We start from the raw sequence: 21662 nt of genomic DNA on the forward strand, positions 1-21662 counted from the left end.
CGCATGCTGGAAGTGGGTTTCGAGACCCTGCTGCTGTTGCTGGCAGCGGGGTTTGCCGCCGGGTTCATCGACGCAATTGCAGGCGGCGGCGGACTGATTACCGTGCCGGTTCTGCTGCTGGCCGGGGCCAATCCGGTCACTGCGCTGTCGACCAACAAGATACAAGGTTTGTTCGGCGCGGCGACTGCGGCGGCCACATATGCCCGCGCCGGGCATGTTGACCTGAAGGCCCAGGTCGGGCCTGCGCTGATTGCCTTTGCGGCGGCAGTTGCGGGTGCGTTTCTGGTCGCCTACCTGCCCACCGAATGGATCAGGATGATCCTGCCGGTGCTGCTGATCGGGATCGCGGTTTTCTTTGCGCTGAAGAAGGGGCTCGGCGATCTGGACCGGCACCGGCGCCTGTCCCCTGCCCTGTTCACCGCCACCATGATCCCCTTGTGCGGCGCTTATGACGGGCTTCTGGGCCCGGGGGCTGGCAGTTTCTACATGCTCGCCTTTGTGTCGCTGGCGGGCTACGGCATTCTCAAGGCCACGGCGCATACCAAGCTGCTGAATTTCGCCTCCAACGCGGGCGGCCTGGTTGCGTTTTCCTTCTTTGCGACCCCCTGGTGGATTACCGGCCTGCTGATGGGCTGTGCCCAGATCGCCGGGGCACGGGCAGGCGCGGGGCTGGCAAAGAAACAGGGCGCCAGGGTGATCAAGCCGCTGCTGGTGGTGACGTCCGTATCGCTGGCTGCCAAGCTGCTGTGGGACATGGTGTGACGGCTGGTTGCAGCCTCACCAGTAGTTAACCTTTTTATTAATTAACAATCATGCTAAAAATGGGCATGACACCGATTCTGAAGTCCTTTGCCGCCCTGTCGGACGAGACCCGCCTTTCAATTGTGGACCAGCTGATTTCCCAAGGCGAATTGCCTGCAGGCGATCTGGCGCCAGGCGCCGGTATTTCGGCCCCCGCCATATCACGCCATTTGAAAGTCCTGCGCGAGGCGGGGCTGATCTCGCAGCGGGCGGAAGGCACCCGGCGGCTGTATTCCGCCCGCCCCGAAGGGTTGCGGATGATTGCTGAGTGGACACAATCGCGCCGTGCCTTCTGGGAACGCAGTCTGGACCGGCTGGAAGCGGCCCTGATGGAGGATGATGCATGAGCGACCTGCAGCTGAGACGGACCTTTCCGGTCAGCCCGGAGAAACTGTTCGGCTGGGTGACCACGCCGGACAAGCTGCTGAAATGGTGGGGGCCGGAGGGGGTTTCCATTCCGGAGCATGACCTGGACCTGAGCCGCACCGGCCCCTGGTATTCGGTCATGCAGAACAGCGACGGCCAGCGGTTCCATGTTTCCGGCCAGGTGACCCATGTGGATGTGCCGAAATCTGTCGGTTTCACCTGGGCCTGGCATGAGGAGGACGGCAGCCGCGGCGCCGAAAGCCATGTGACCTTAACCATCGCGGCCGCCGGGGATGGCGCCATGCTGGTGGTTGATCACCGCGATCTGGGTGACGACGGCATTGCCGCGCGCCACGAGGAAGGCTGGACCTCCACCCTGCGCAAGCTGGAAGCGGAGCTGGCCAAGAGTTCCTGAACAGGGTTTCACCGCAACCAAGGGAGAAGACCAATGCCACAGTTCATTTTTGCTTATCACGGCGGCAAAACTCCGGAGAGCGAGGAAGAGGGCGCCAAGGTCATGCAGGCCTGGAAGGACTGGATGGGGGCGATGGGGGATGCCCTGAAGGTGCCGGGCGCGCCGGTCGGCCTGTCCAAGACCGTCAGCGCCGGCGGGGTGGCGGACAATGGCGGCGCCAATCCGCTGTCGGGCTATTCGGTGGTGGAAGCCGCCGATCAGGACGCGGCTTGCGAAATGGCCAAGGGCTGCCCGATGGTGGCGGATGGCAGCGGCTCGGTCGAAGTCGCAGAGATCATCGAGATGGAGATGTAACGCAAATGCCCCGGGTTTGAGCCCGGGGCATTCGTTTTCAGAACAGCAGTTCGGCGGCGGGGCGAATTGACCCGCATTCCAGCCCGCGGCGGCTGTAGAGCATCTTGTTCATGTACTTGCGGGTCTCCGGGTGGTCCGCGTCCAGCACGCCGAGGCTGACCATCAGCGCCGCAATCGCGCATTCGCTGGCACGGGTGGTGCCATCGGCAATCTTCAGCGCAACGCCCAGTTTCTGTTCCGGCAGGATGGCGATGAACACCGCCTCGGCCCCGGTCTTGATTGCCACCTTGCCGTCCATGGCGCGCATCAGGTTGGTGCAGCAGCGGGTTTCGCCGGCCACCAGCTCGGGATGCGCGGTCATAGCGGCAACCAGCTGCTGCGCCGCGTCGGACGCGCGGTCGGAGCGGTCCGCGGCGCTGGCAAACCAGGCCATCGAACGCGCCAGCCCGGTGACGGTGGTGGCAAAGTTCGGCGCCGAGCAGCCGTCGATGCCATAGCCGGGGCTGTCCTGGCCGGTGGTTTCCTCAAACGCCGCCAGGCAGGCCTGCTGCACCGGGTGGTCCATCTCGATGTATTCCGAACCGCCGCCCAGGTACTGGTTCAGGGTCAGGAAGCCCGCGTGTTTGCCGGAACAGTTGTTGTGCACCTGGCAGGGGCTGCTGTCGGTCTTGATCAGCTCGTTGCGGGCCGGAATGTCGTCCGGCAGCTGCGGGCCGCAGCGGAAGTCGTCATCAGCCATGCCCAGCTGATCCAGCCAGGCATTTACCCGGTCCGTATGGATGTGCGCACCGTTGTGGGAGGCGCAGGCCAGCGCCAGCTGCTCTGAGGTCAGCCCATAGCGCGCGGCCGCACCGGAGGTGATCAGCGGCAGCGCCTGGATCATCTTGGCGGAACTGCGCGGATAGATCACTGCATCCGGGTCGCCCCAGCTGCGCACCACCTGGCCGCTGTCATCGCAGATGACGGCATGGCCCAGGTGCAGGCTTTCCAGCAGCGGGCCGCGCCAGACTTCGGCCATGGGCACTGGATTCGGCATGATGTCTCCCCTCATGTTTGCATGCGGAATTCTGGGCGAAATCCTGCCAAAACGCACTTTCGCCCGTGGTGCTAGTTACGTTAGTGTGCTTGTGTAGCGCAAGCGAGGGGATCGGGACCAGACAGCGGATGAACGCTGCGGGCCCTTTGCTTGGTTTTGAGGTATAAGAGAACAGTCTTGGAGTCGGGACAAATGGCATTGAAACTCGCCCGCGTGGCTGCGGGCCTGTGTCTGGCAGCATTGGCAACCACCGCAACTGCGCAGGAAACGTCGAACAACCGGGTTGCAGCCAAGGTGGACTGGAGCGTCTTCGAGGGCAATGATCCGAATGAATGCTGGGGGGTTTCCGCACCGAAGGAGACCGTGAACACCCGCGACGGCCGCGTCGTGGCGGTGCGCCGCAGCGAGATCCAGCTGTTTGTCACCTTCCGCAGCGGCGATGCGCCCAAGGGCGAAGTGAGCTTCACCGGCGGCTACCCGTTTGCGCCGGGGTCGACCGTGAACATGGCAATCGGCGAGTCCGAGTTCGAGCTGTTCACCGAGGGCGAATGGGCCTGGCCGGCGACCCCCGCGGATGATGCCAAGATCGTCACCGCCATGAAGCGCGGCGCCGATGCGGTGTTGACCGCGCGTTCGGCGCGGGGCACCCAGACCAAGGACACCTTCTCGCTGCTGGGGTTCACCGCGGCGGTCGAAGACGCGGAAAATCGCTGCAGCAAGTAACCCTCTGCATGCGCGGAAATCTGGCAAACCCCGGCCCGCGCCGGGGTTTTCTTGTTTGAAGGCCGCGGGGCGCGTAGCATGAGGGCAGGAGGTGCTGCCCATGCTGAACTCTGTCTTTCCCCCGATCCCTTGCCTTGCAGTTGTTCTGCTTGCACTGCCCGCCTGGGCCAATCCGGCACTGGAATGCGGCCAGGGCAGCCAGGAGGAAGTCGGCTCCTGCGTGGCCGAGGATGAGGAAGGTGTCGAAGCGGCGCTCTTCAATGCATTGGAAGCGGCAATGATCACGGCTGCAGAGCGGGACAATACCAGCGGCGGAACGGCGTCAGAGGCGGCGCTGATGCAGAGCCAGAACACTTGGGAAGCTTTCCGGGCAGCACACTGCAGCTACATCGGAACGGCGCATCCGGTGCCTGAAGAAGCCGGCATTGCCACCCGCGCCTGCTGGACCAAGCTGGGCCGGGCACGGGTTGAGGAACTGGTGCGGCTGAGCAAATGAGCCTTGTCCGCCCCGCCGCCTGAACTGTGTTTTGGCGGATTCCTTTTGATCTCCGTTCGAAATCCTATATAGAGCCGCATCCGCCCACCATCATCCGAGGCTTTTGCCATGACCGCCAGCGCGCCGATCACCCAGGACGTAATGACCCTGCCCCGCAAGGAGCCCGAGGGCGGCAAGATCAATCTTGTCGGCCTGACCCGCGAGCGGATGCGCGAAGTTCTGATCGAACACGGCACCCCGGAGAAGCAGGCCAAGATGCGGGTCGGCCAGATCTGGCAGTGGATCTACCAATGGGGCAAGCGCGACTTTGCCGACATGACCAACCTGGCCAAGGCCTACCGCGCGCAGCTGGCGGAGACGTTTGAGATCCGCATCCCCGAGGTGGTGAGCAAGCAGGTGTCGACCGACGGCACCCGCAAATACCTGGTGCGGATCAACGGCGGCCATGAGGTCGAGGTGGTCTATATCCCCGAGGATGACCGCGGCACCCTGTGCATCTCCTCCCAGGTGGGCTGCACCCTGACCTGCTCCTTCTGCCATACCGGCACCCAGAAGCTGGTGCGCAACCTGACCCCGGCCGAGATCGTTGGCCAGGTGATGATGGCGCGCGACGATCTGGAGGAGTGGCCGGTGCCGGGTGCGCCCAAGGAAGAGACGCGCCTGCTCTCGAACATCGTGCTGATGGGCATGGGCGAGCCGCTTTACAACTTCGACAACGTGCGCGACGCGATGAAGATTGCGATGGACCCCGAGGGCATTTCCCTCAGCCGCCGCCGCATTACCCTGTCGACCTCCGGCGTGGTGCCGGAAATTGCCCGCACAGCCGAGGAAATCGGCTGCCTGCTGGCAATCTCCTTCCACGCCACCACCAACGAGACCCGCGACGTGCTGGTGCCGATCAACAAGCGCTGGAACATCGACGAGCTGCTGCAGGCGCTGGCGGATTACCCCAAGGCCTCCAACTCCGAGCGGATCACCTTTGAATATGTGATGCTGGACGGGGTGAACGACTCGGACGAGGACGCGCACCGTCTGATCGACCACATCAAGCGCTACAACATCCCGGCCAAGATCAACCTGATCCCGTTCAACGAATGGCCAGGCAGCCCGTACAAGCGGTCCTCCAACAACCGCATCCGGGCCTTTGCCAATATCATCTATCAGGCAGGTTACGCCTCGCCGATCCGCAAGACCCGCGGCGATGACATCATGGCCGCCTGCGGCCAGCTGAAATCGGCCACCGAACGCGCCCGCAAGAGCCGCAAACAGATTGAGGCCGAAGCCGGGATGAAGTAACCCCGGCTCCGGCCCCGCTGCGGCAGGGTCCCCGGCTGCCTTAACTGAAAATGAAGTCGTCCGCTGTCAGCCCGCCGGTGTAACCGGTGAGCTCAATGTCGTGGTTGCCGTAGTAACTGATCAGCGTGTTGCCGCCCTGTTCGGTGATGGTCAGATCGCCGAAGCCGCTGATCACTGTCTCCGAAAACTCGATCCTGTCGTTGCCACTGCCGAAATCGGTGATGGTCTCGTCTTCCCAGTAATCCGCATAGACAAAGACAAACACGTCCGCGCGGGCGCCGCCGGTCAGAACATCAGAGCCGTCGCCGCCCACAATTCTGTCGCGGCCGGCGCCGCCGTTCAGCGTGTCATCGCCGCGGCCGCCGTACAGCGTGTCATTGCCGCCATTACCGCGCAGGATGTCGCTGTCATTGCTTCCGCCTGAATAATCCCCGCTGTCCGAACCGCCATGAAGCACGTCATGGCCCTTGCCGCCCCAAATCCGGTCGGCGCCCTGGCCGCCGCTGACAGTGTCCGCACCGCCGCCGCCGAACAGCCTGTCATCCGCTTCGCGGCCCAGCACCGTGTCGCTGCCGGCCATTGCCCGGATCACCGTATCCTGACCGGTCGCAAGCACCGTCTCGGAACGTTCGCTGGCCTCGATCACAACACGGCCGGCCTGATTGAGACTTGCAGTCCAGCCCTCTGTGCCGCCGGTGCCGCCGTAAAGGTGCTGCAGCGCCTGCAGATCGAACATCCCAAGTTCGGTGGCATTGTAGCCGCCGTAGTTGTAGGTCATGACCGAATGGGCCTGGTCGTCGAGATGCCCTGCCAGCGTGTTTTCGCCATCATGGGGATGCTCCAGCCCCACAGCATGGCCGATTTCGTGCAGGATCGTTTCATAGCCGTATGAACCCGGCGCCATGCTGCTGCCCTGGATTGCCAGCTGCCCCTGCCCGGTGGAATAGGCGCTGGACCAGGCATAATGAGCCCAGCCTGCGGCGCTGCCGCCATCGTAGCCGAACACATTGATCATCGCCGGGCCATCGGTTTCGACAAAGATCAGCCCGGCGGCCTCCTCGAATTCGGCCAGCGCCAGGCGGAAATAGTCGCGCTGCGTCTCGTTGAAGGACCAGTAGCCGGTTGCGCCATAAGGATCACTGGAGGCGTCATCCAGTTCACCGCTGCTGACGAAGCTATAGGTCACAACCGTTTGAGTGCCGAGGCCGACCTGACTGTTCCAGCGGTAATTGCCATTCGACGTATAGGCCAGAAGTGACGTGTAGTCTGAGACTTCGGACATCCTTGCTCTCCACTGCTCCACCGCCGGTAAGGTATTGTTTGCAAATGCGGCCAAGTTTGGCCGCTTTTCAGGCGCAACCGGCGCAAACACGTTAAGGTTTGTTGTAAATGGCGGATATCTGCGTGTTAGGGACGCGGCTGGGCGCGGATTCCGGCCGGTCCGCCCGGCACGGCCGCCAGCGGTTCAGCAGCCTCCGCGCCTGTTGCAAGGCGGGCACAGTGGCTGCCGCTTGAGCCGCCGCCGCATTCTTTCCCCAATCCGGTTCCATTTCCGCCGCTTGCGGCAAACAGTTTCCAGATTACGGACAATCAAATTTTCAGAAGGAAACGCAGATGGCTCCGATGGAACGAAAGACCGCCCCGATCGATCCCAGTGTACTGGACCTGATCCGCAGCGAACGGCAAAAAGCGCTGAGCCCGCGGGAGTGGCAATTCCGCCTGCGCGGCTACGGTTATGCAGTGAAAACCGTGGAAGGCACCCAGATCCTCACCCGGCTGACCACCGGAGATGAAGTGGGCAGACTGCCGCCGGAATTCGCCTGATCCCGGCAGAGCAGTTCACGCTGCGCTCAGCGCTCGCGGCCTGGCAGGCTGTCGCGCGGCGGCGCAGGCTCCCAGTTTTCAATGATGTGCACCGCTTCCTGCGCGGTATCGACCACCCGGAACAGGTCCAGATCCTGATCCGAGATGGTGCCGGCATCGGCCAGCGCCTCCCAGTTGATAATCCTGTCCCAGAATTCCTTGCCGAACAGCAGGAACGGCACCCGCTCCATCCGCCCGGTCTGGATCAAGGTCAGGCTTTCGAACAGCTCATCCATCGTGCCGAAACCGCCCGGGAAGACCGTGATCGCCCGCGCCCGCATCAGGAAATGCATCTTGCGGATCGCGAAGTAGTGGAAGTTGAAGCTGAGATCCGGGGTCACGAAGCCATTGGGCGCCTGTTCATGCGGCAGCACGATCGACAGGCCGATGGAATGGCCGCCCGCATCCTGTGCGCCACGGTTGCCCGCCTCCATCACGCCAGGGCCGCCGCCGGTCACCACGACATTCTGACGGCCGCCGCTCTGCTTGGATTTCTCCGTCATCAGCCGGGCGAACTCGCGCGCCTCATCATAAAAATGCGACAGGTCCGCCAGCGTCTGGGTGCGCGCCTTGTCCTTGTGCTCCGGGTCCGGGATGCGGGCGCCGCCAAACATCACGATGGTGCTTTCGATGCCGCGCTCGTTCAGCATGAGCTCAGGTTTCAAAAGCTCCAGCTGCAGCCGCACCGGGCGCAGCTCCTCGCGGTACATGAAATCCTGGTCGGCAAAGGCCAGGCGGTAGGCAGGCGACCGTGTCTGCGGCGTGGCGGGCACATGCTCTGCCCGGTTCCGGTCGGTATGGGCATCGCTGAAACGGCTGTGGCGGTCTTCGGTCATGGATAATCCAGGTAAAAAATAACAGGACCTCCTTTGTAACCCCCCTTGGCTGTTAGCGCCAATCAAGAATGCAGGAGAACGCGCCGTTCCGCTTGCGCCCGGGCCCGGCACCGATAAGGTTCCGGCGCAGCAGGCAGGAGGGCAGCGCATGGATTGGCAGAAAGAAATCAAGGCAGCGGCAGAGCGCATCCGCCCGCATGTGCAACAGACCCCGGTGATGCAGACCCGCGGTTTCGGGCTGGACCATCCGCTGGAGCTGAAGCTGGAGCACATGCAGCACACCGGCAGCTTCAAGGCCCGCGGCGCCTTCAACACGCTGCTGAGCCAGGAAGTGCCCGCGGCCGGGCTGGTCGCTGCTTCGGGCGGCAATCACGGCGCCGCAGCGGCCCATGCCGCACATCAGCTGGGCCACAGGGCCCGGATCTATGTGCCGGAGATGGCAGGCCCCGCCAAGATATCGCTGATCGAACGCACCGGCGCCGATCTGCAGGTTGTGCCCGGCGCATATGCCAACGCGTTGGAGCAGGCGCAGGCCTATGAGCGGGAGACTGGTGCGATGCAGGTCCACGCCTATGACGCACCCGCAACCGTCGCGGGACAAGGCACCTGCTTTGCCGAATGGCAGTTCCAGGGGCTGCAGGCGGATACCCTGCTGATCGCGGTCGGCGGCGGCGGGCTGATTGCCGGCGCGCTGGCATGGTTCCAGGGGGTGAAGAAGATCGTCGCTGTGGAACCGCAGACCTCCTGCGCGCTGAATGCCGCTCTGGCGGCGCAACAGCCGGTGGATGTGGAAGTCTCCGGCGTGGCCGCCAACGCGCTTGGCGCCAAGCGGATTGGCAATATCTGCTTTGAACTGGCCGTTGCGCAGGGCGTCACCTCCCTCACCGTTCCGGACAGCGCAATCACCCAGGCACAGACTGCCCTGTGGCGCGAACGCCGGATACTGGCCGAGCCCGCTGGCGCCACGGCACTGGCAGCGCTGATGTCCGGCACCTACAGGCCGGCGCCGGGTGAACGTGTGGCAGTACTGATCTGCGGGGGCAACATTGCCCCGGACCCGCTGGGATAATCCTTGCGGGCCGGAATCCGCGCAGGTATCGCCATTATATGTCTGCAACCATCGCTGATACGATCTACCACGCCCTGAGCGAGCGCATCATCACCGGCAGCCTGCCTGCGGGGGAAAAGCTGCGCCAGGACCATATCGCGCGGGAGTTCGAAGCCAGCCACGTGCCCGTGCGCGAGGCGCTTTTGCGGCTGGAGGCGCACGGGCTTGCGGTTTCCGAACCCCGCCGCGGCACCCGTGTCAGCGCGCTGAACCCCGCGGAGATCCGCGAGGTGATCGAAATGCGGGTGGCGCTGGAGGTTCTGGCGCTCACCCACGCCTTCAGCCGCCTGACGGCTAAGGATATCGACGCCGCGGAGGCCGCCCGCCTGGCCTGTGACGCGGCAGAGGACATGGCCGGCTGGGAGCGGCTCAACCGTGCCTTCCACAAAGTGATCCTGGCCCCCTGCGCAATGCCCAGGCTGCTGGCCTCGATCGACGATCTGCACATCGCCGCCGCCCGGCATCTGTTTGCCAACTGGCAGCACCAGTGGAGCCGAAGGGTGGACGCAGACCATGCCGCCATCGTCCAGGCGATGGCCCGGCGCGATGCTGCCGGCGCCTGCGAGATTCTGCGCCGCCACCTGCGGCGGGTGCGCTGATTTTGCAAGGCACAGCCAGGCCATACTGACGCCGCAATCGTCTGCAAGCTGGCTTCCGGTTCAAGGGAGCTGTTTATGAAACGGTACGAGTTCGAATTGCAGGGGCATTACGACACCCCGGAAAAGATCGCCGATCATGTCAATGAACTGACGGGCCAATCCTTTCTGACGGCCGTCCGTTCAGCCCTTACGGCGAAGGGATACCATTGCTCGGAAACCGACTTTGAAGACTGGGGCTGGTATTTCTGCACGGCGGATCACGGCAGGCAATTTCTGGTCGGCTGCGAAACCTACGGCAACCAGGACACCCGCGAGGCGCATCTCTTTATCAAGCAGGAACGCAGCCTGTTTGACCGACTGCTGCGCCGCAATCCGGCTGCAACTGAACCGGGCATAGAGGCCGGCCTCCGGCAGGTGCTGGTCGAAATGCATGGTGTCACCGGCCTTCGTGAAAGCAGCGGCTAGCGGCAGAAACGCCGCCGGGGGCGGCAATTTGGACGCAATCCGGACATGACCTGCAGGCAGTTTGCCGCTATGAAGCTGCGACTCAAACCGACGCCGGAGGAACATCCATGTCCAACGCCCAGCTGGAAGCAGCGATCGAAGCCGCCTGGGAGGCGCGCGACACCATCACCCCCGCCACCACCGGCGAACAGCGTGAAGCCATCGAAGACACCCTGAATGCGCTCGATTCGGGCAAGCTGCGGGTGGCCGAGAAGCTGGAGAACGGCGACTGGCATGTGAACCAGTGGGCCAAGAAGGCGGTGCTGCTGGGCTTCCGCATCAAAGACATGGAAATCCACGAAGGCGGCCCGCAGGCCGGCGGCTGGTGGGACAAGGTCGACAGCAAATTCAACGGCTGGGGCGAAGCTGACTGGAAATCCGCAGGCTTCCGCGCAGTGCCGAACTGCGTCGTCCGCAAATCCGCCTATATCGCGCCGGGCGCGGTGCTGATGCCCTCCTTCGTGAACCTCGGCGCCTATGTCGATGAAGGCACCATGGTCGACACCTGGGCCACCGTCGGCTCCTGCGCGCAGATCGGCAAGAACGTGCACCTATCGGGCGGCGTCGGCATCGGCGGCGTGCTGGAGCCGATGCAGGCCGGCCCCACCATCATCGAGGACAACTGCTTCATCGGCGCCCGTTCCGAGGTGGTCGAGGGCTGCATCGTGCGCGAAGGCTCGGTTCTGGGTATGGGCGTGTTCATCGGCAAGTCGACCAAGATCGTCGACCGCGAGACCGGCGAAGTGATGTACGGCGAAGTGCCGCCCTACTCGGTTGTGGTGGCGGGTTCGATGCCGTCGAAGAACAACATCAGCCTTTACTGCGCGGTGATCGTGAAGCGTGTCGACGAGAAGACCCGCTCCAAGACCGGCATCAACGAGCTGCTGCGCGACTGATCCGCGCCCCGCAGTCTAAGACCAGAAACGCGCCCCATTCCGGGCGCGTTTTTCTTTTCTGAAGCGCCTGCTTGTTTCTGGTAAAAATACCCGCGGAGAGGCCGTTAGGCCCCGGGACGGCGCCCCCTCCTGCACGAAAACCTTGCCGCGCATTAAGCCTGCTGCTAATACCATTACATCTACACATAAGAGGGTCAGATGCAGACCATATTCGCCCAGCGCGCCCGCCTGCCCCAGGGATGGGCAGAGAACCTCCGGCTGACGATTTCTGAGGGCCGGATTTCTTCCTTGGAAACCGGTGCCGAACCGCAGGCAGGGGATACCCGGGCGGATGTGCTGCTGCCATCGCTGGGCAATTTGCACTCCCACAGTTTCCAGCGCGCGATGGCGGGGATGACGGAGTACCGGGCCGCAGGCAAGGACAGCTTCTGGACCTGGCGTGAGCTGATGTACCGCTTCATGGACCGCATCACGCCCGAGCAATACGAGGCCATTGCTGCGCTGGTGTTCATGGAGATGCTGGAGGCAGGATATGCCTCGGTGGGGGAATTCCACTATGTCCACCACCAGCCAGGCGGTGTGCATTTTACGTCGGTGACAGAGCTAAGCGAGCGGGTGTTTGCGGCCGCCGGCCAGACCGGCATCGGCCTGACCCACCTGCCGGTGCTTTACACCTACGGCGGTGCCGGCAAGCAGGAGCTGAGCGGCGGCCAGCAGCGGTTCGGCAATTCGGTGGCTGAATTCAACGAGCTTGTCAGCCGCGCCCGTGAATTTGCCGCCCGCGAACTGCCGTCCGACGCTTGCGTTGGCATCGCGCCGCATTCTCTGCGTGCCACCTGCCCCGAGGATCTGGCAGAGGTGCTGCAGATCCAGAACGGTCTGCCGGTGCATATCCACATCTCGGAGCAGCCCAAGGAAGTTGCCGACATCAACGCCTGGCTGGGTGCGCGGCCGGTCGAATGGCTGCTCGACAACGCGGCGGTCGACGGCAAGTGGTGCCTGATCCATGCGACCCACATGACCAGTTCTGAAACCGCAGGCATGGCGCGGTCCGGTGCTGTGGCGGGCTTGTGCCCGATCACCGAAGCCAACCTGGGCGACGGCCCGTTCAACGGTGTGGAATACCTGGCGGAGAAGGGTGCGTTTGGGGTGGGATCAGACTCTAACGTGCGGATTTCTCTGCCCGAGGAGCTGCGCACGCTGGAATATTCCCAGCGTCTTCGGGACTTTGCCCGCAACGTGCTGGTGCCGGGCGAGGGCTCGGTTGGCGAAACCCTGTACCTGGGCGCGGCAAAAGGCGGGGCGCAGGCCCTGGGCCGCGACGCCGGGCGGATCGAAGAGGGCGCGCTTGCAGATCTGGTTGCGATTGACAGCGGCGTGCCCGCTCTCTGCGCGCTGAAGCCGGAGCAACTGCTGGACGGCCTCTGCTTTGCCGCAGGCGATGACACGGTCACAGACGTCTGGAGCGCCGGCCGCCATGTGGTGAATCAAGGCCGCCATATCGCGCGGGACAGCGTGGTTGCCGGCTACAAGACGGCCATTAAAGAGCTGCTGAACAGTCTCTAAACAGGCAGAATCCGCACTTGGACTACAGTGCCGCCGCCGGTGACCACAGCGCCGGCGGCGGTCCCGGTCACGATCCCCTCCCCGGGACCAAGGCGGTCTGCGTCCACGCCTTCCAAGCTGCCGGAGACCACAAAAAGCACTTGCCGTCCTTCAACAGCCGGAACAGGGCCGTCCACAAGGATTTCGGGTCCCGCCGTCACCCGCGCCGGGTCATAAATCACGTTGAAGGCCTTGCAGGGCCCATCGCGCAACCGGCAGTCCAGCGGCAACCCGCCATCGAAGCGCAGCGGTTCCAGCGGCCGGGCCTCCAGCCGCGTGGTTTCATTCGACAGGGTGTGCCCGGCCCCTTCGACGATGCAATGGATACGAGCGAGGCCCGGGAATGCGGAAAACGGGCCGTCACGGGTGATGTCCGCCAGGCTCAGGCGCCAGACCATCCTTCCGTCTTCAGTGTGCGACGCCAGTTCCCGGGTCACACCGCCGCCGTTCTTCCATGGCACGGGATGGGCAGTCATGGCGGAGAAGCGCATTGCAGGATCCTTGCAGCCGATCTTTCAACCCAGGCATAAATCTTGGATGCCAGGAACCGCAAGCTTTCCGTTTCCCGCTCATCGGGCCTGCAGCGGCACCGCAATTTGATTGACCATCCCCCCGCCCCGGCGCTATGGCGGCGGCATGGAAAAGAAGAAACCCTCCCGCCAGCAAGTTTATACCCTGCTTGTCCAGATCGGCCGCAAGGACGGAGACGGCCTGCCCGACGGCGCCACAGGCGCGGCGCTGATGATCTATGCCTCGGGCATTGATGAGGCTGAGGCGGTGCGGGAAACCGTGGCGATCCTCAAGCAGGCCGACACCGCGCCGCTGGACGTGACAGGCTACGGCACGCTGGAAGAACGCGAAGCCGAAGGCCATGAGATCGGCGAAGAGGAGCGTGACCTGATGCAGCGGGCGCTGGAGGAAAACGCGGTGATCGTCGCGCAGATGACCCCGTTCTTCGACGGCGAAGAGCCGGTGTTCCACTGACCGCAGACCTCAGTCCTGGCTGCCGAACCATTTGCGGTAGAGGGCGTCATAGCTGCCGTCCTCCTGCATCGCCAGCAGCGCCTGGTTGACCTCTTCCACCAGCGGCGAGCCGGCCGGAAAAACCAGCCCGTAGTTTTCGCGCAGGAACGGCTGGCCAATGGTCTGCCCGAATTTGTGCCCGCCCTGCTTCTCGTAGTAGTTCAGCACCGGCGCATCAAAGACAACTGCCTTGATCTCTCCCGTCTCAAAGGCAGCCAGCATATCCTCCAGCCCGGAAAAGGCGGCGTAGTCGATCTCGCGCCGGTCCAGGAAGCCGGCTGCCGTCGAACCGCCGATGGTGCCGACGGATCTGCCATAAAGATCGTTCACCGAATTCACCGAGCCGCTGATTGCCTCGACGGTCATCACAGCAGTGATCTTGGCGACGAAGACCGAGACGATGAACAGCGACGAGACCACCAGCACCACACCGAACATGCGGCCGACCGGTGTGCGCGGCACCCGTTCCTCGAAGCCGCCATTCACCACCAGGTTCAGCGCCCACCAGAAGGACGGGAACCAAGCCTCATTCAAGGGGCGGTCGAAATAGGGCTGGGCGCGGCGTTCAAAGGCCCACATCACCATGCCGCCGCCGAACAGCAGAAGAAAGGCGATGCCGATAGCAGCGGCCAGGTCCCAGGACATCAGCGCCCGCAGCAGCGACGGCTGGCGGACGTCATCGGCCTGAACCATGATCTGCAGACCGCTTTCGAAAACCGGGTGGCTGAAATCCATCAGGATTTCGCGGGAGGCTGTGATCGAAATATTGGCGGCAGCCAGGTCGGCCTCGCCGGTGCGCACACCGTCCAGCATCTCTGCAAAGCTGCCGGTGCGGTTGATGCGGTAATCCCAGCCCAGCCGTTCCGCCAAAATCCCGAACAGCTCCAGCGAAAAGCCGGTGTCGCGCCCCTCTTCCACCATGGAAAACGGCGGCCGGGTGACAGTGTTGACCGTCAGAACCTGCGCAGAGAGCAGTTGCCCCCAGAGCATGAACAGGGCGGCGGTGATCAGACGGAGATACAGCACGGAAACGCTCGGATTGGCCTCTGAAAGGGTTTCAACGTCCTTAGGCGGATCACCATTTTCACGCAAGCGCTTTGGCCGCGGCGGCAGAATTGCCACCGGAACTGTGTCAGGCAATCCGCTGCGCAGAGGCCTGGCGGCAGCAGCAGTTTGCGGTTGGGGGCAGCCTCGGCTTGCCTCCCTTGGGCCAACGGCCTTTGCGCCCGTTTCGCTGTCTCCGCTGTGAATTGCGCCGCGTGCCGATCCGCGCTAGGCCTGTGCCAGCCGGAACCCGAGGAGCCCGCCGATGCCGCAAACCGATCCCGCCCGCCTGACTGCTGACCTGATCCGCTGCCCGTCGGTCACGCCCGAAGAAGGCGGCGCGCTGGTGCTGCTGGAGGAGCTTCTGAGCGGTGCGGGCTTTGAGTGCACCCGCACCGACCGCGGCGAGGTCAGCAACCTGTTTGCCCGCTGGGGCGCCAAGGGCCACGCCAAGACTTTTGGCTTCAACGGCCACACCGATGTGGTGCCGCTGGGGGATGAGGCCGCCTGGACCATGCCCCCCTTTGGCGCCGAGGAGAAGGACGGGTTCATGTACGGCCGCGGTGCCACCGACATGAAGTCGGGTGTTGCCGCCTTTGCCGCGGCTGCTGTGGACCTCGTGCGGGACACCCCGCCGGATGGCGCCATCATCCTGACCATCACCGGCGATGAGGAAGGCGATGCGGTGGACGGAACCACCGCTCTGCTGGACTACATGGCAGATGCGGGCGAGCAGATGTCCGTCTGCCTGGTGGGCGAGCCGACCTGCCCCAATGAAATGGGCGAGATGATCAAGATCGGCCGCCGCGGCTCGATGACGGCTTGGTTCACGGTGACCGGTGTGCAAGGGCATTCGGCCTACCCGCACCGTGCCAACAATCCGCTGAACGCAATGGCGCGGCTGATGGACCGGCTGGCCAGCCATGAGCTGGACCAGGGGACTGAACATTTCGATGCGTCCACTCTGGCCGTTGTCACCATCGACACCGGCAACACCGCCACCAACGTGATCCCGGCGCAGGCCACCGCTGCCGTCAACATCCGCTTCAACGACGCCCATTCCGGCGCCGGCCTGACAGAGTGGCTGCAGGGTGAGGCGGACAAGGTGGCAGCGGAATTCGGCGTCGAAATCGGGATGAAGGTGAAAATCTCCGGCGAGAGCTTCATCACCCCGCCGGGCGCGCTGTCGGACCTGGTCTCCAAAGCGGTTGAGGCGGAGACGGGACGCAAGCCGGAACTGTCAACCACCGGCGGCACTTCCGACGCGCGGTTTGTGAAAAACCACTGCCCGGTGGTAGAATTCGGTCTGGTTGGCAAGACCATGCACCAGGTGGATGAGCGGGTCGAGGTCGCCCAGATCCACCAGCTGAAAGCCATCTACACCCGCATTCTGCAGGACTATTTCGCATGAGCCTCAGCATTGCGGTCACCGAGGATCTCAAGACATGCTTTGCCTTGCGCCACCAAGTGTTCGTGGAGGAGCAAGGTGTGCCGGTGGAGGAGGAGCAGGACGCGCTGGACGCCGCTGCCACCCATCTTCTGGCGCTGCAGGACGGTGTTCCGGTTGGGACGGCGCGGATTGTGTTCAATGGCAACACTGCCAAAATCGGCCGGGTTTGCGTGCTGTCCTCGACCCGCGGCACCGGGCTTGGCGCCAAATTGATTGAGGCCGCAGTGGATGCCGCCCGGGCACGTCCCGGGATAACGAAGGCCAAGCTTGGCGCGCAGATCCATGCGCTCGGGTTCTATGAGAAGCTTGGCTTCACCGCCTTTGGCCCGGTCTATGACGACGCGGGTATTGATCACCGGGACATGGTGCGCGATTTCACGTGAAACGCTCCCTGATCATCATGCTCAAGGAACCGCGCCCCGGCCGGGTCAAGACCCGGCTGGGGGGGGACATTGGCGTGATCCCCGCCACCTGGTGGTTCCGCCATCAGTCCGCCCGGCTGATCCGTAGGCTGTGCGACCCGCGCTGGCAGATCGTGCTGGCGGTGGCACCGGATACCGCAGCCGCTTCAAAAGTCTGGCCCGCTGATTTACCCCGCCTGCCGCAAGGGGGCGGTGATCTGGGTCAGCGAATGAAACGGATGCTGCGGGCTGCTCCTGGGTCTGCCTGCCTGATCGGCGCCGACATCCCCGGCATCACCCGGGCCCATATCGCCCGCGCCTTTGCAGCCCTTGGCGATCATGACGCGGTTTTCGGTCCGGCAGCGGATGGCGGTTATTGGCTGGTGGGCGCCAAGCACCCAACCCGCCTTCCGCATGGCATATTCGAAAATGTCCGCTGGTCCAGCGAACATGCGCTGGCCGACACGCTGAACACCCTGCCCGGCTGGCGCATTGCGCTGACCGATACCCTGCAGGATGTCGACACCGCCGCGGATCTGCCGCGGCGCTGACGCTTCGCTTTTCACCATGACGCCGCCCCCGCGCCATGCTACGCGGGAAGTATGAGCCGTATTCCCTCCAAGGCCGAAATCCTCGACTGGATCTCCGCCAACCCGACCCATACCTCCAAGCGCGACATTGCCAAGGCCTTTGGCATCAAGGGCGCCGACCGCATCGACCTCAAGCGCATCCTGAAGGAGCTGGAGGCGGAAGGGCATTTGCAGAAGCGCAAGAAAACCTACCGCGACCCGGACCAGCTGCCGCCGGTGACGGTGCTGCAGGTCAAGGCGCCGAACGAGGATGGCGACCTGTATGGCCGTCCGCTGGAATGGCATGGCGAGGGTGTGGAACCCATCATCCTGATCCTGACCAAACCCTCGGACCCGGCACTGGGAGAGGGCGACAAGATCCTGGTGAAACTGCAGATGGTCCCGGATCAGGACCACAATTACGAGGCGCGGCTGATCCGCCGCATCGGAACCAACCCCAAGCGGGTTCTGGGCATCTTCCGCAAAGGGTCTGAGGGCGGGCGGATCGTACCGATCGACAAGGCGGCGTCAAATGAGTGGATGGTGGCGCCAGATGCGGTCAATGGCGCCCGGGACGGCGAACTGGTTGAGGCCGAGCAGACCGGTCCAAAGGGCCGCATGGGCCTGCCGCGCGCGCGCATCGTGGAACGGCTGGGCGACCCGACCGCCCCCAAGGCAGTGTCGCTGATCGCCATTCATCAGCACGGTATCCCTGATCATTTCCCCGATCCGGTGATGGCAGAGGCCGATGCCGCCAAGCCCGTGGGGCTGAAGGGCCGCGAGGACCTGCGTGAACTGCCGCTGGTCACTATCGATCCGGCAGACGCCCGCGACCATGACGACGCCTGCTATGCCCACGCCGATGACGACCCCAAGAACCCGGGCGGCCATGTGATCTGGGTGGCGATTGCCGATGTCGCTGCCTATGTGCGCCCCGGCTCGGCGCTCGACCGCGAGGCGAAGAAGCGCGGCAATTCCAGCTATTTCCCCGACCGGGTGGTGCCGATGCTGCCGGACCGGCTGTCCGGCGACCTGTGCAGTTTGCACGAAGGCGTGCCGCGAGCCTGTATCGCAGTGCGGATGCAGGTGGATGCCGAGGGCAACAAGCTGTCGCACAGGTTCGTGCGCGGGCTGATGCGCTCTGTGGCCTCACTCAACTATGCCGAGGTGCAGGAGGCGCAGGACGGCAATCCGAACGACAAGACCGCACCGCTGCTGGACGATGTGATCAAGCCGCTGTTTGCGGCCTACAAGGCTCTAACAAGGGCAAGAACTGCGCGCGAGCCGCTGGATCTGGACCTGCCTGAGCGCAAAATCGTGCTGGATGACGACGGCCATGTCACCTCGGTTGCCTTCCGCGACCGGCTGGATGCGCACAAACTGATCGAGGAATTCATGATCCTCGCCAATGTCTCTGCGGCTGAAACGCTGATAAAGAAGCGTTCGCCCTTGCTGTTCCGGGTGCATGAGGAGCCGGCGCAGGAGAAGCTGGAAGCGCTGCGCGAGACCGCGCAGGCGGCGGGCCTCAGCCTGGCCAAGGGGCAGGTGCTGCAGACCCGGCATCTGAATGCCCTGCTGAACCAGGCCGCGGGGACGGATGATGCGGAACTGATCAACATCTCTACCCTGCGCTCGATGCAGCAGGCCTACTACAACCCGGAGAACTTCGGGCATTTCGGATTGGCGCTCAGGAACTACGCGCATTTCACCTCGCCGATCCGCCGCTATGCCGACCTGATCGTGCACCGCTCGCTTATCTCTTCGCACGGCTGGGGCGATGACGGGCTGGATGCCGCCCAGATCGAGCGGCTGGAAGACACTGCCACCCATATTTCTGAAACCGAGCGGCGCTCGATGATTGCGGAGCGCGACACCACGGACCGCTACCTGGCGTCCTACCTCAGCGAGCGGGTGGGCAATGAATTCGAAGGCCGGATCAGCGGCATCGCCCGCTTCGGCGCCTTTGTGAAGCTGGACGAGACCGGCGCTGACGGGCTGGTGCCAGTACGCTCCATCGGGCGGGAGTTCTTTCATTTCGACGCCCAGGCCGGAACCCTGACGGGGGCGGACACCGGCATGACACTGGCCATCGGCCAGCGGGTGACAGTGCGGCTGACCCAGGCGGCGCCTGTCACCGGCGGTCTGGAGCTGGAGCTGCTGGCGCTAGAGGACGCGCCCATGCCCGCTGGCGGCGGCCAGCGCGGCCGCCGCAGCCCGGCGGGCCGGACCGTCAAGCGCAAGGCGGCCAAGTCCAAGCACAAGGCCGCCAAGGTGAAGCGCAAGGTGGAACGCAAGCGGCGGAAATAGGCGTCTGTTGCCACGGGGACAGGCCAGTTTTCTGTCACGCTGGAGTATTCAGCGGCGCGCGAGTCTTGTAGGTCAGCGCCCGCTTGATGAGCCAGCCATGGCGGATGGGTTCAACCTCCTCCGGGTGATTGAACAGGACTCCGCGGGTGCCTTCGAACCGGTCCCAGGCAGGGAAGGCCGCGGCAAACTCCGGAATCAGCCGGCTTTGGCAATGCACAAACAGGGCAAAGCGCGCGCCCTTTGGCACCCCCAGCCGGATGGTGGAACCCGCCTTGGTCTCAGGCGTGACGTAAGACGGCTGTCCCCAGCGCAGCACTTCCTCCACCCGTCCAGCTTCTGGTGTTTCGGCGGCGGTATCAAATATCAGCTGCCTGAGCCGCAGCAGCCCTTCCCGCACCAGCGGGTCAGACACCGCAAAGGCAGCCGCGATCTCCGGGGTGGCAAAGGCAGGTTTCATGGCAAGGGCACCGTTTCGAACACACGGCTCAGATAGGCGCATAAAACCTTGTCGCCCCGCAAGCGTTTGCTGACTGCCGAAGCCTCAGAGGTGTGCAGCATGGAGATCAGGAACGGCGCCACGCTCAAGTCAGCAGAGGTGATGCTGCCGCCCATCAGGAACGGACGTTCACTGGCAAGCGCGGCGATGGGCTTCAGGTCCTGCTCCAGCCGGTGCATCCGGTCCGCTTTGCTGAAGCGTGCGAGGCCCTGCCAGTGGAGCCCGGCCTGGATTTCCCTCCTGACCGGGGCGCTGATCTCATCGCGCATGGGTTCGGGAACCGGCTGAAAGATCTGATCCCGCACCTCGGGCCAGACCGTGTCGTCATTCCAGCGCATTTGCAGCAGGTGCAGGCCCAAGTGGTATTCCGCCAGCCGCACCCAAGCGCGCGCGTGGGCGCGGAAGGAAGCATCCAGCCCTGTATCGAAATCGGCCCCCTGCCCTTCCAGCCAGTCGCGGATGCCGTCGCTGTCGGCAATCTGCCCGTCCGGGGTTTCCAGGACCGGCAGCTTCCGGTGCGGCATTTCGGTCGGGTCCAGCATGTCGCTGCGCTGCCAGGGCTGTCCGGACAGCTCCAGCATCAAGGCGGATTTGATGCAAAAGGGGCTCATGCTGAACAAACCGAATCCGGTGGGGAATGTGAGGAGGGAAAGCATTTCTGAAATCCTGTTCGTTGCGTTTACAGGGCTTTTCTAAGCCTCCCTGATGACAATTAGTGTCATTAGTGCATAGGATGGTCAGACATGTCCCGAACTCATCGCCTCTTTCAGCTGATGCAGGCCCTGCGCCTGGGGCCCGGCCCGCATACCGCGGCCCGGCTGGGGGAGGAACTGGGCGTGTCGGCCCGCAGCATCCACCGCGATATCGCGACTCTGCGCGAGATGGGCGCGGTGATCGACGGCGAGGCGGGATACGGCTTTACACTGATCGAGGACAACGCACTGCCGCCGATGGGGTTTCGCGACACCGAGCTGGAGGCGCTGGTTCTGGGGCTGCGGGAAGTGGAGCTGATCGGCGACCCGGAGCTGGCCACCGCAGCCTCTGAAGCCCTGCGCAAGCTTCAGGCGCGTCTGCCGCCAAGGCAGGCGCACCGGCTGCGCCACGCGGTGCTGGCGCCCTACCGGTTCGAACGCCCGATTCCGCCCGCGATTTCCGCACAAGATTTGCGTCAGGCGGCATGGGACGAGGTCGAGGTGCGGTTTGGCTACACTGACGGGTACGGCGCAGTGACCGAGCGGCAGGTGAAACCGCTGAGCGTGGTTTATTTCGACCGCTCGACCGTGCTGATCGCCTGGTGCTGCCTGCGTCAGGCGGTGCGGGTGTTCCGGCTGGACCGGATGCGCGGGCTGGAGGTGACGGAGCAGAGTTTTCGCCCGCACCGGGTGCCAATGCTGCGGGAGGCCTTGGAACAGATGCGCCAGGAGCACCGGCAAGAGCATCGTCAGTAGGACAGGCAGGCGGCACCCCGCACACG

At 64.0% G+C, this 21662-nt stretch carries 26 protein-coding genes; 19 read left to right on the forward strand and 7 right to left on the reverse strand.

The features are described from left to right. Positions 1-3 precede the first annotated feature (3 nt). The 4 genes from LHL23_RS11285 to LHL23_RS11300 all read left to right on the forward strand — a co-directional run bounded on the left by LHL23_RS11285 (position 4) and on the right by LHL23_RS11300 (position 1936). A complete protein-coding gene (locus tag LHL23_RS11285) occupies positions 4-762 on the forward strand; it encodes a TSUP family transporter (protein WP_226429932.1) in 759 nt (252 codons plus the stop codon). A 65-nt stretch (positions 763-827) separates the two neighbouring features. Next, positions 828-1148 (forward strand): ArsR/SmtB family transcription factor, encoded by a 321-nt coding sequence (locus LHL23_RS11290; RefSeq protein ID WP_222477194.1) that lies wholly within the window; start codon positions 828-830, stop codon positions 1146-1148. Further along, a complete protein-coding gene (locus LHL23_RS11295) occupies positions 1145-1582 on the forward strand; it encodes an SRPBCC family protein (RefSeq protein ID WP_222477186.1) in 438 nt (145 codons plus the stop codon). The genes LHL23_RS11290 and LHL23_RS11295 overlap by 4 nt, the downstream gene beginning before the upstream one ends. A gap of 33 nt (positions 1583-1615) precedes the next feature. Next, the gene (locus LHL23_RS11300) at positions 1616-1936 is read left to right on the forward strand and encodes a YciI family protein (RefSeq protein ID WP_222477179.1); all 321 of its coding nucleotides are present in this window, start codon (positions 1616-1618) and stop codon (positions 1934-1936) included. Between the two features lie 37 nt (positions 1937-1973). Here LHL23_RS11300 and LHL23_RS11305 read toward each other — a convergent pair whose 3' ends face one another. Then, positions 1974-2972, reverse strand: coding sequence for an asparaginase (locus LHL23_RS11305; protein ID WP_226429933.1), 999 nt, complete (start codon positions 2970-2972; stop codon positions 1974-1976). Positions 2973-3164: 192 nt separating this feature from the next. Here LHL23_RS11305 and LHL23_RS11310 point away from each other — a divergent pair, with 192 nt between their 5' ends. From LHL23_RS11310 to rlmN, 3 genes are all read left to right on the forward strand, one after another. After that, positions 3165-3695 (forward strand): invasion associated locus B family protein, encoded by a 531-nt coding sequence (locus LHL23_RS11310; protein WP_226429934.1) that lies wholly within the window; start codon positions 3165-3167, stop codon positions 3693-3695. Positions 3696-3795: 100 nt separating this feature from the next. After that, positions 3796-4191, forward strand: a complete 396-nt coding sequence (locus LHL23_RS11315) for a lysozyme inhibitor LprI family protein (RefSeq protein WP_226429935.1) — start codon at positions 3796-3798, stop codon at positions 4189-4191. 108 nt (positions 4192-4299) lie between these two features. Beyond that, positions 4300-5487 carry a 23S rRNA (adenine(2503)-C(2))-methyltransferase RlmN gene (gene rlmN, locus LHL23_RS11320; RefSeq protein ID WP_222477163.1) on the forward strand — a complete coding sequence of 396 codons (1188 nt, stop codon included), beginning with the start codon at positions 4300-4302 and terminating at the stop codon, positions 5485-5487. A 40-nt stretch (positions 5488-5527) separates the two neighbouring features. Here the strand turns inward: rlmN and LHL23_RS11325 are convergent, their stop codons facing one another. After that, positions 5528-6769, reverse strand: a complete 1242-nt coding sequence (locus LHL23_RS11325; RefSeq protein WP_226429936.1) for a type I secretion protein — start codon at positions 6767-6769, stop codon at positions 5528-5530. A 341-nt stretch (positions 6770-7110) separates the two neighbouring features. Here LHL23_RS11325 and LHL23_RS11330 point away from each other — a divergent pair, with 341 nt between their 5' ends. Then, a complete protein-coding gene (locus tag LHL23_RS11330) occupies positions 7111-7311 on the forward strand; it encodes a hypothetical protein (protein ID WP_409996769.1) in 201 nt (66 codons plus the stop codon). A gap of 26 nt (positions 7312-7337) precedes the next feature. Here the strand turns inward: LHL23_RS11330 and LHL23_RS11335 are convergent, their stop codons facing one another. After that, entirely contained in the window at positions 7338-8186 is an 849-nt protein-coding gene (locus LHL23_RS11335) for a TIGR00730 family Rossman fold protein (protein ID WP_226429937.1), read from the reverse strand. A gap of 148 nt (positions 8187-8334) precedes the next feature. Here LHL23_RS11335 and LHL23_RS11340 point away from each other — a divergent pair, with 148 nt between their 5' ends. The 5 genes from LHL23_RS11340 (at position 8335) to LHL23_RS11360 (ending at position 12859) form a co-directional block, all read left to right on the forward strand. Next, entirely contained in the window at positions 8335-9255 is a 921-nt protein-coding gene (locus tag LHL23_RS11340) for a threonine/serine dehydratase (RefSeq protein WP_226429938.1), read from the forward strand. 38 nt (positions 9256-9293) lie between these two features. Continuing rightward, on the forward strand, positions 9294-9893 hold the full coding sequence (locus LHL23_RS11345; protein WP_226429939.1) for a GntR family transcriptional regulator: 600 nt from the start codon (positions 9294-9296) through the stop codon (positions 9891-9893). Between the two features lie 75 nt (positions 9894-9968). After that, entirely contained in the window at positions 9969-10358 is a 390-nt protein-coding gene (locus LHL23_RS11350) for a hypothetical protein (RefSeq protein WP_226429940.1), read from the forward strand. A 107-nt stretch (positions 10359-10465) separates the two neighbouring features. Beyond that, the gene (gene dapD / locus LHL23_RS11355) at positions 10466-11293 is read left to right on the forward strand and encodes a 2,3,4,5-tetrahydropyridine-2,6-dicarboxylate N-succinyltransferase (protein WP_222477144.1); all 828 of its coding nucleotides are present in this window, start codon (positions 10466-10468) and stop codon (positions 11291-11293) included. Positions 11294-11491: 198 nt separating this feature from the next. After that, entirely contained in the window at positions 11492-12859 is a 1368-nt protein-coding gene (locus LHL23_RS11360; RefSeq protein WP_226429941.1) for a formimidoylglutamate deiminase, read from the forward strand. On the opposite strand, the gene LHL23_RS11365 is transcribed toward LHL23_RS11360, so the two are convergent. Further along, the gene (locus LHL23_RS11365; protein WP_226429942.1) at positions 12856-13374 is read right to left on the reverse strand and encodes a HutD/Ves family protein; all 519 of its coding nucleotides are present in this window, start codon (positions 13372-13374) and stop codon (positions 12856-12858) included. The genes LHL23_RS11360 and LHL23_RS11365 overlap by 4 nt on opposite strands. Positions 13375-13534: 160 nt before the next feature. Here LHL23_RS11365 and LHL23_RS11370 point away from each other — a divergent pair, with 160 nt between their 5' ends. Next, a complete protein-coding gene (locus LHL23_RS11370) occupies positions 13535-13882 on the forward strand; it encodes a hypothetical protein (protein WP_222477138.1) in 348 nt (115 codons plus the stop codon). A 9-nt stretch (positions 13883-13891) separates the two neighbouring features. Here the strand turns inward: LHL23_RS11370 and LHL23_RS11375 are convergent, their stop codons facing one another. After that, a complete protein-coding gene (locus LHL23_RS11375) occupies positions 13892-14911 on the reverse strand; it encodes a transporter substrate-binding domain-containing protein (RefSeq protein WP_226429985.1) in 1020 nt (339 codons plus the stop codon). A 319-nt stretch (positions 14912-15230) separates the two neighbouring features. Between LHL23_RS11375 and dapE the strand changes: the two genes are divergently transcribed. From dapE to rnr, 4 genes are read left to right on the forward strand one after another with little or no spacing between them, the layout of a single operon-like run. Next, on the forward strand, positions 15231-16376 hold the full coding sequence (gene dapE, locus LHL23_RS11380) for a succinyl-diaminopimelate desuccinylase (RefSeq protein ID WP_226429943.1): 1146 nt from the start codon (positions 15231-15233) through the stop codon (positions 16374-16376). Continuing rightward, on the forward strand, positions 16373-16798 hold the full coding sequence (locus LHL23_RS11385) for a GNAT family N-acetyltransferase (protein ID WP_226429944.1): 426 nt from the start codon (positions 16373-16375) through the stop codon (positions 16796-16798). Before dapE ends, LHL23_RS11385 begins: the two co-directional genes overlap by 4 nt. Further along, complete coding sequence (locus LHL23_RS11390) at positions 16795-17367, forward strand: TIGR04282 family arsenosugar biosynthesis glycosyltransferase (RefSeq protein ID WP_226429945.1); 573 nt, start codon at positions 16795-16797, stop codon at positions 17365-17367. The genes LHL23_RS11385 and LHL23_RS11390 overlap by 4 nt, the downstream gene beginning before the upstream one ends. Positions 17368-17418: 51 nt before the next feature. Next, on the forward strand, positions 17419-19692 hold the full coding sequence (gene rnr / locus LHL23_RS11395; protein ID WP_226429946.1) for a ribonuclease R: 2274 nt from the start codon (positions 17419-17421) through the stop codon (positions 19690-19692). Between the two features lie 34 nt (positions 19693-19726). Here the strand turns inward: rnr and LHL23_RS11400 are convergent, their stop codons facing one another. Beyond that, a complete protein-coding gene (locus LHL23_RS11400; protein WP_226429947.1) occupies positions 19727-20149 on the reverse strand; it encodes a DUF1801 domain-containing protein in 423 nt (140 codons plus the stop codon). Then, complete coding sequence (locus LHL23_RS11405; protein ID WP_226429948.1) at positions 20146-20844, reverse strand: glutathione S-transferase family protein; 699 nt, start codon at positions 20842-20844, stop codon at positions 20146-20148. Before LHL23_RS11405 ends, LHL23_RS11400 begins: the two co-directional genes overlap by 4 nt. Positions 20845-20931: 87 nt before the next feature. Here LHL23_RS11405 and LHL23_RS11410 point away from each other — a divergent pair, with 87 nt between their 5' ends. Further along, positions 20932-21636, forward strand: coding sequence for a helix-turn-helix transcriptional regulator (locus tag LHL23_RS11410; protein ID WP_222477113.1), 705 nt, complete (start codon positions 20932-20934; stop codon positions 21634-21636). The last annotated feature ends 26 nt before the right edge of the window (positions 21637-21662 follow it).

This window comes from Leisingera sp. McT4-56, assembly GCF_020514995.1.
In the GTDB taxonomy this organism is placed as follows: Bacteria; Pseudomonadota; Alphaproteobacteria; order Rhodobacterales; family Rhodobacteraceae; genus Leisingera; species Leisingera aquaemixtae_A.

Excerpts from the sequence above, each read along its gene's own strand:
- LHL23_RS11285 (WP_226429932.1), top strand. The coding sequence starts at position 4 with ATGCTGGAAGTGGGTTTCGAGACCCTGCTGCTGTTGCTGGCAGCGGGG.
- LHL23_RS11290 (WP_222477194.1), top strand. The coding sequence starts at position 828 with ATGACACCGATTCTGAAGTCCTTTGCCGCCCTGTCGGACGAGACCCGC.
- LHL23_RS11295 (WP_222477186.1), top strand. The coding sequence starts at position 1,145 with ATGAGCGACCTGCAGCTGAGACGGACCTTTCCGGTCAGCCCGGAGAAA.
- LHL23_RS11300 (WP_222477179.1), top strand. The coding sequence starts at position 1,616 with ATGCCACAGTTCATTTTTGCTTATCACGGCGGCAAAACTCCGGAGAGC.
- LHL23_RS11305 (WP_226429933.1), bottom strand. The coding sequence starts at position 2,972 with ATGCCGAATCCAGTGCCCATGGCCGAAGTCTGGCGCGGCCCGCTGCTG.
- LHL23_RS11310 (WP_226429934.1), top strand. The coding sequence starts at position 3,165 with ATGGCATTGAAACTCGCCCGCGTGGCTGCGGGCCTGTGTCTGGCAGCA.
- LHL23_RS11315 (WP_226429935.1), top strand. The coding sequence starts at position 3,796 with ATGCTGAACTCTGTCTTTCCCCCGATCCCTTGCCTTGCAGTTGTTCTG.
- rlmN (WP_222477163.1), top strand. The coding sequence starts at position 4,300 with ATGACCGCCAGCGCGCCGATCACCCAGGACGTAATGACCCTGCCCCGC.
- LHL23_RS11325 (WP_226429936.1), bottom strand. The coding sequence starts at position 6,769 with ATGTCCGAAGTCTCAGACTACACGTCACTTCTGGCCTATACGTCGAAT.
- LHL23_RS11330 (WP_409996769.1), top strand. The coding sequence starts at position 7,111 with ATGGAACGAAAGACCGCCCCGATCGATCCCAGTGTACTGGACCTGATC.
- LHL23_RS11335 (WP_226429937.1), bottom strand. The coding sequence starts at position 8,186 with ATGACCGAAGACCGCCACAGCCGTTTCAGCGATGCCCATACCGACCGG.
- LHL23_RS11340 (WP_226429938.1), top strand. The coding sequence starts at position 8,335 with ATGGATTGGCAGAAAGAAATCAAGGCAGCGGCAGAGCGCATCCGCCCG.
- LHL23_RS11345 (WP_226429939.1), top strand. The coding sequence starts at position 9,294 with ATGTCTGCAACCATCGCTGATACGATCTACCACGCCCTGAGCGAGCGC.
- LHL23_RS11350 (WP_226429940.1), top strand. The coding sequence starts at position 9,969 with ATGAAACGGTACGAGTTCGAATTGCAGGGGCATTACGACACCCCGGAA.
- dapD (WP_222477144.1), top strand. The coding sequence starts at position 10,466 with ATGTCCAACGCCCAGCTGGAAGCAGCGATCGAAGCCGCCTGGGAGGCG.
- LHL23_RS11360 (WP_226429941.1), top strand. The coding sequence starts at position 11,492 with ATGCAGACCATATTCGCCCAGCGCGCCCGCCTGCCCCAGGGATGGGCA.
- LHL23_RS11365 (WP_226429942.1), bottom strand. The coding sequence starts at position 13,374 with ATGACTGCCCATCCCGTGCCATGGAAGAACGGCGGCGGTGTGACCCGG.
- LHL23_RS11370 (WP_222477138.1), top strand. The coding sequence starts at position 13,535 with ATGGAAAAGAAGAAACCCTCCCGCCAGCAAGTTTATACCCTGCTTGTC.
- LHL23_RS11375 (WP_226429985.1), bottom strand. The coding sequence starts at position 14,911 with ATGCTCTGGGGGCAACTGCTCTCTGCGCAGGTTCTGACGGTCAACACT.
- dapE (WP_226429943.1), top strand. The coding sequence starts at position 15,231 with ATGCCGCAAACCGATCCCGCCCGCCTGACTGCTGACCTGATCCGCTGC.
- LHL23_RS11385 (WP_226429944.1), top strand. The coding sequence starts at position 16,373 with ATGAGCCTCAGCATTGCGGTCACCGAGGATCTCAAGACATGCTTTGCC.
- rnr (WP_226429946.1), top strand. The coding sequence starts at position 17,419 with ATGAGCCGTATTCCCTCCAAGGCCGAAATCCTCGACTGGATCTCCGCC.
- LHL23_RS11400 (WP_226429947.1), bottom strand. The coding sequence starts at position 20,149 with ATGAAACCTGCCTTTGCCACCCCGGAGATCGCGGCTGCCTTTGCGGTG.
- LHL23_RS11405 (WP_226429948.1), bottom strand. The coding sequence starts at position 20,844 with ATGCTTTCCCTCCTCACATTCCCCACCGGATTCGGTTTGTTCAGCATG.
- LHL23_RS11410 (WP_222477113.1), top strand. The coding sequence starts at position 20,932 with ATGTCCCGAACTCATCGCCTCTTTCAGCTGATGCAGGCCCTGCGCCTG.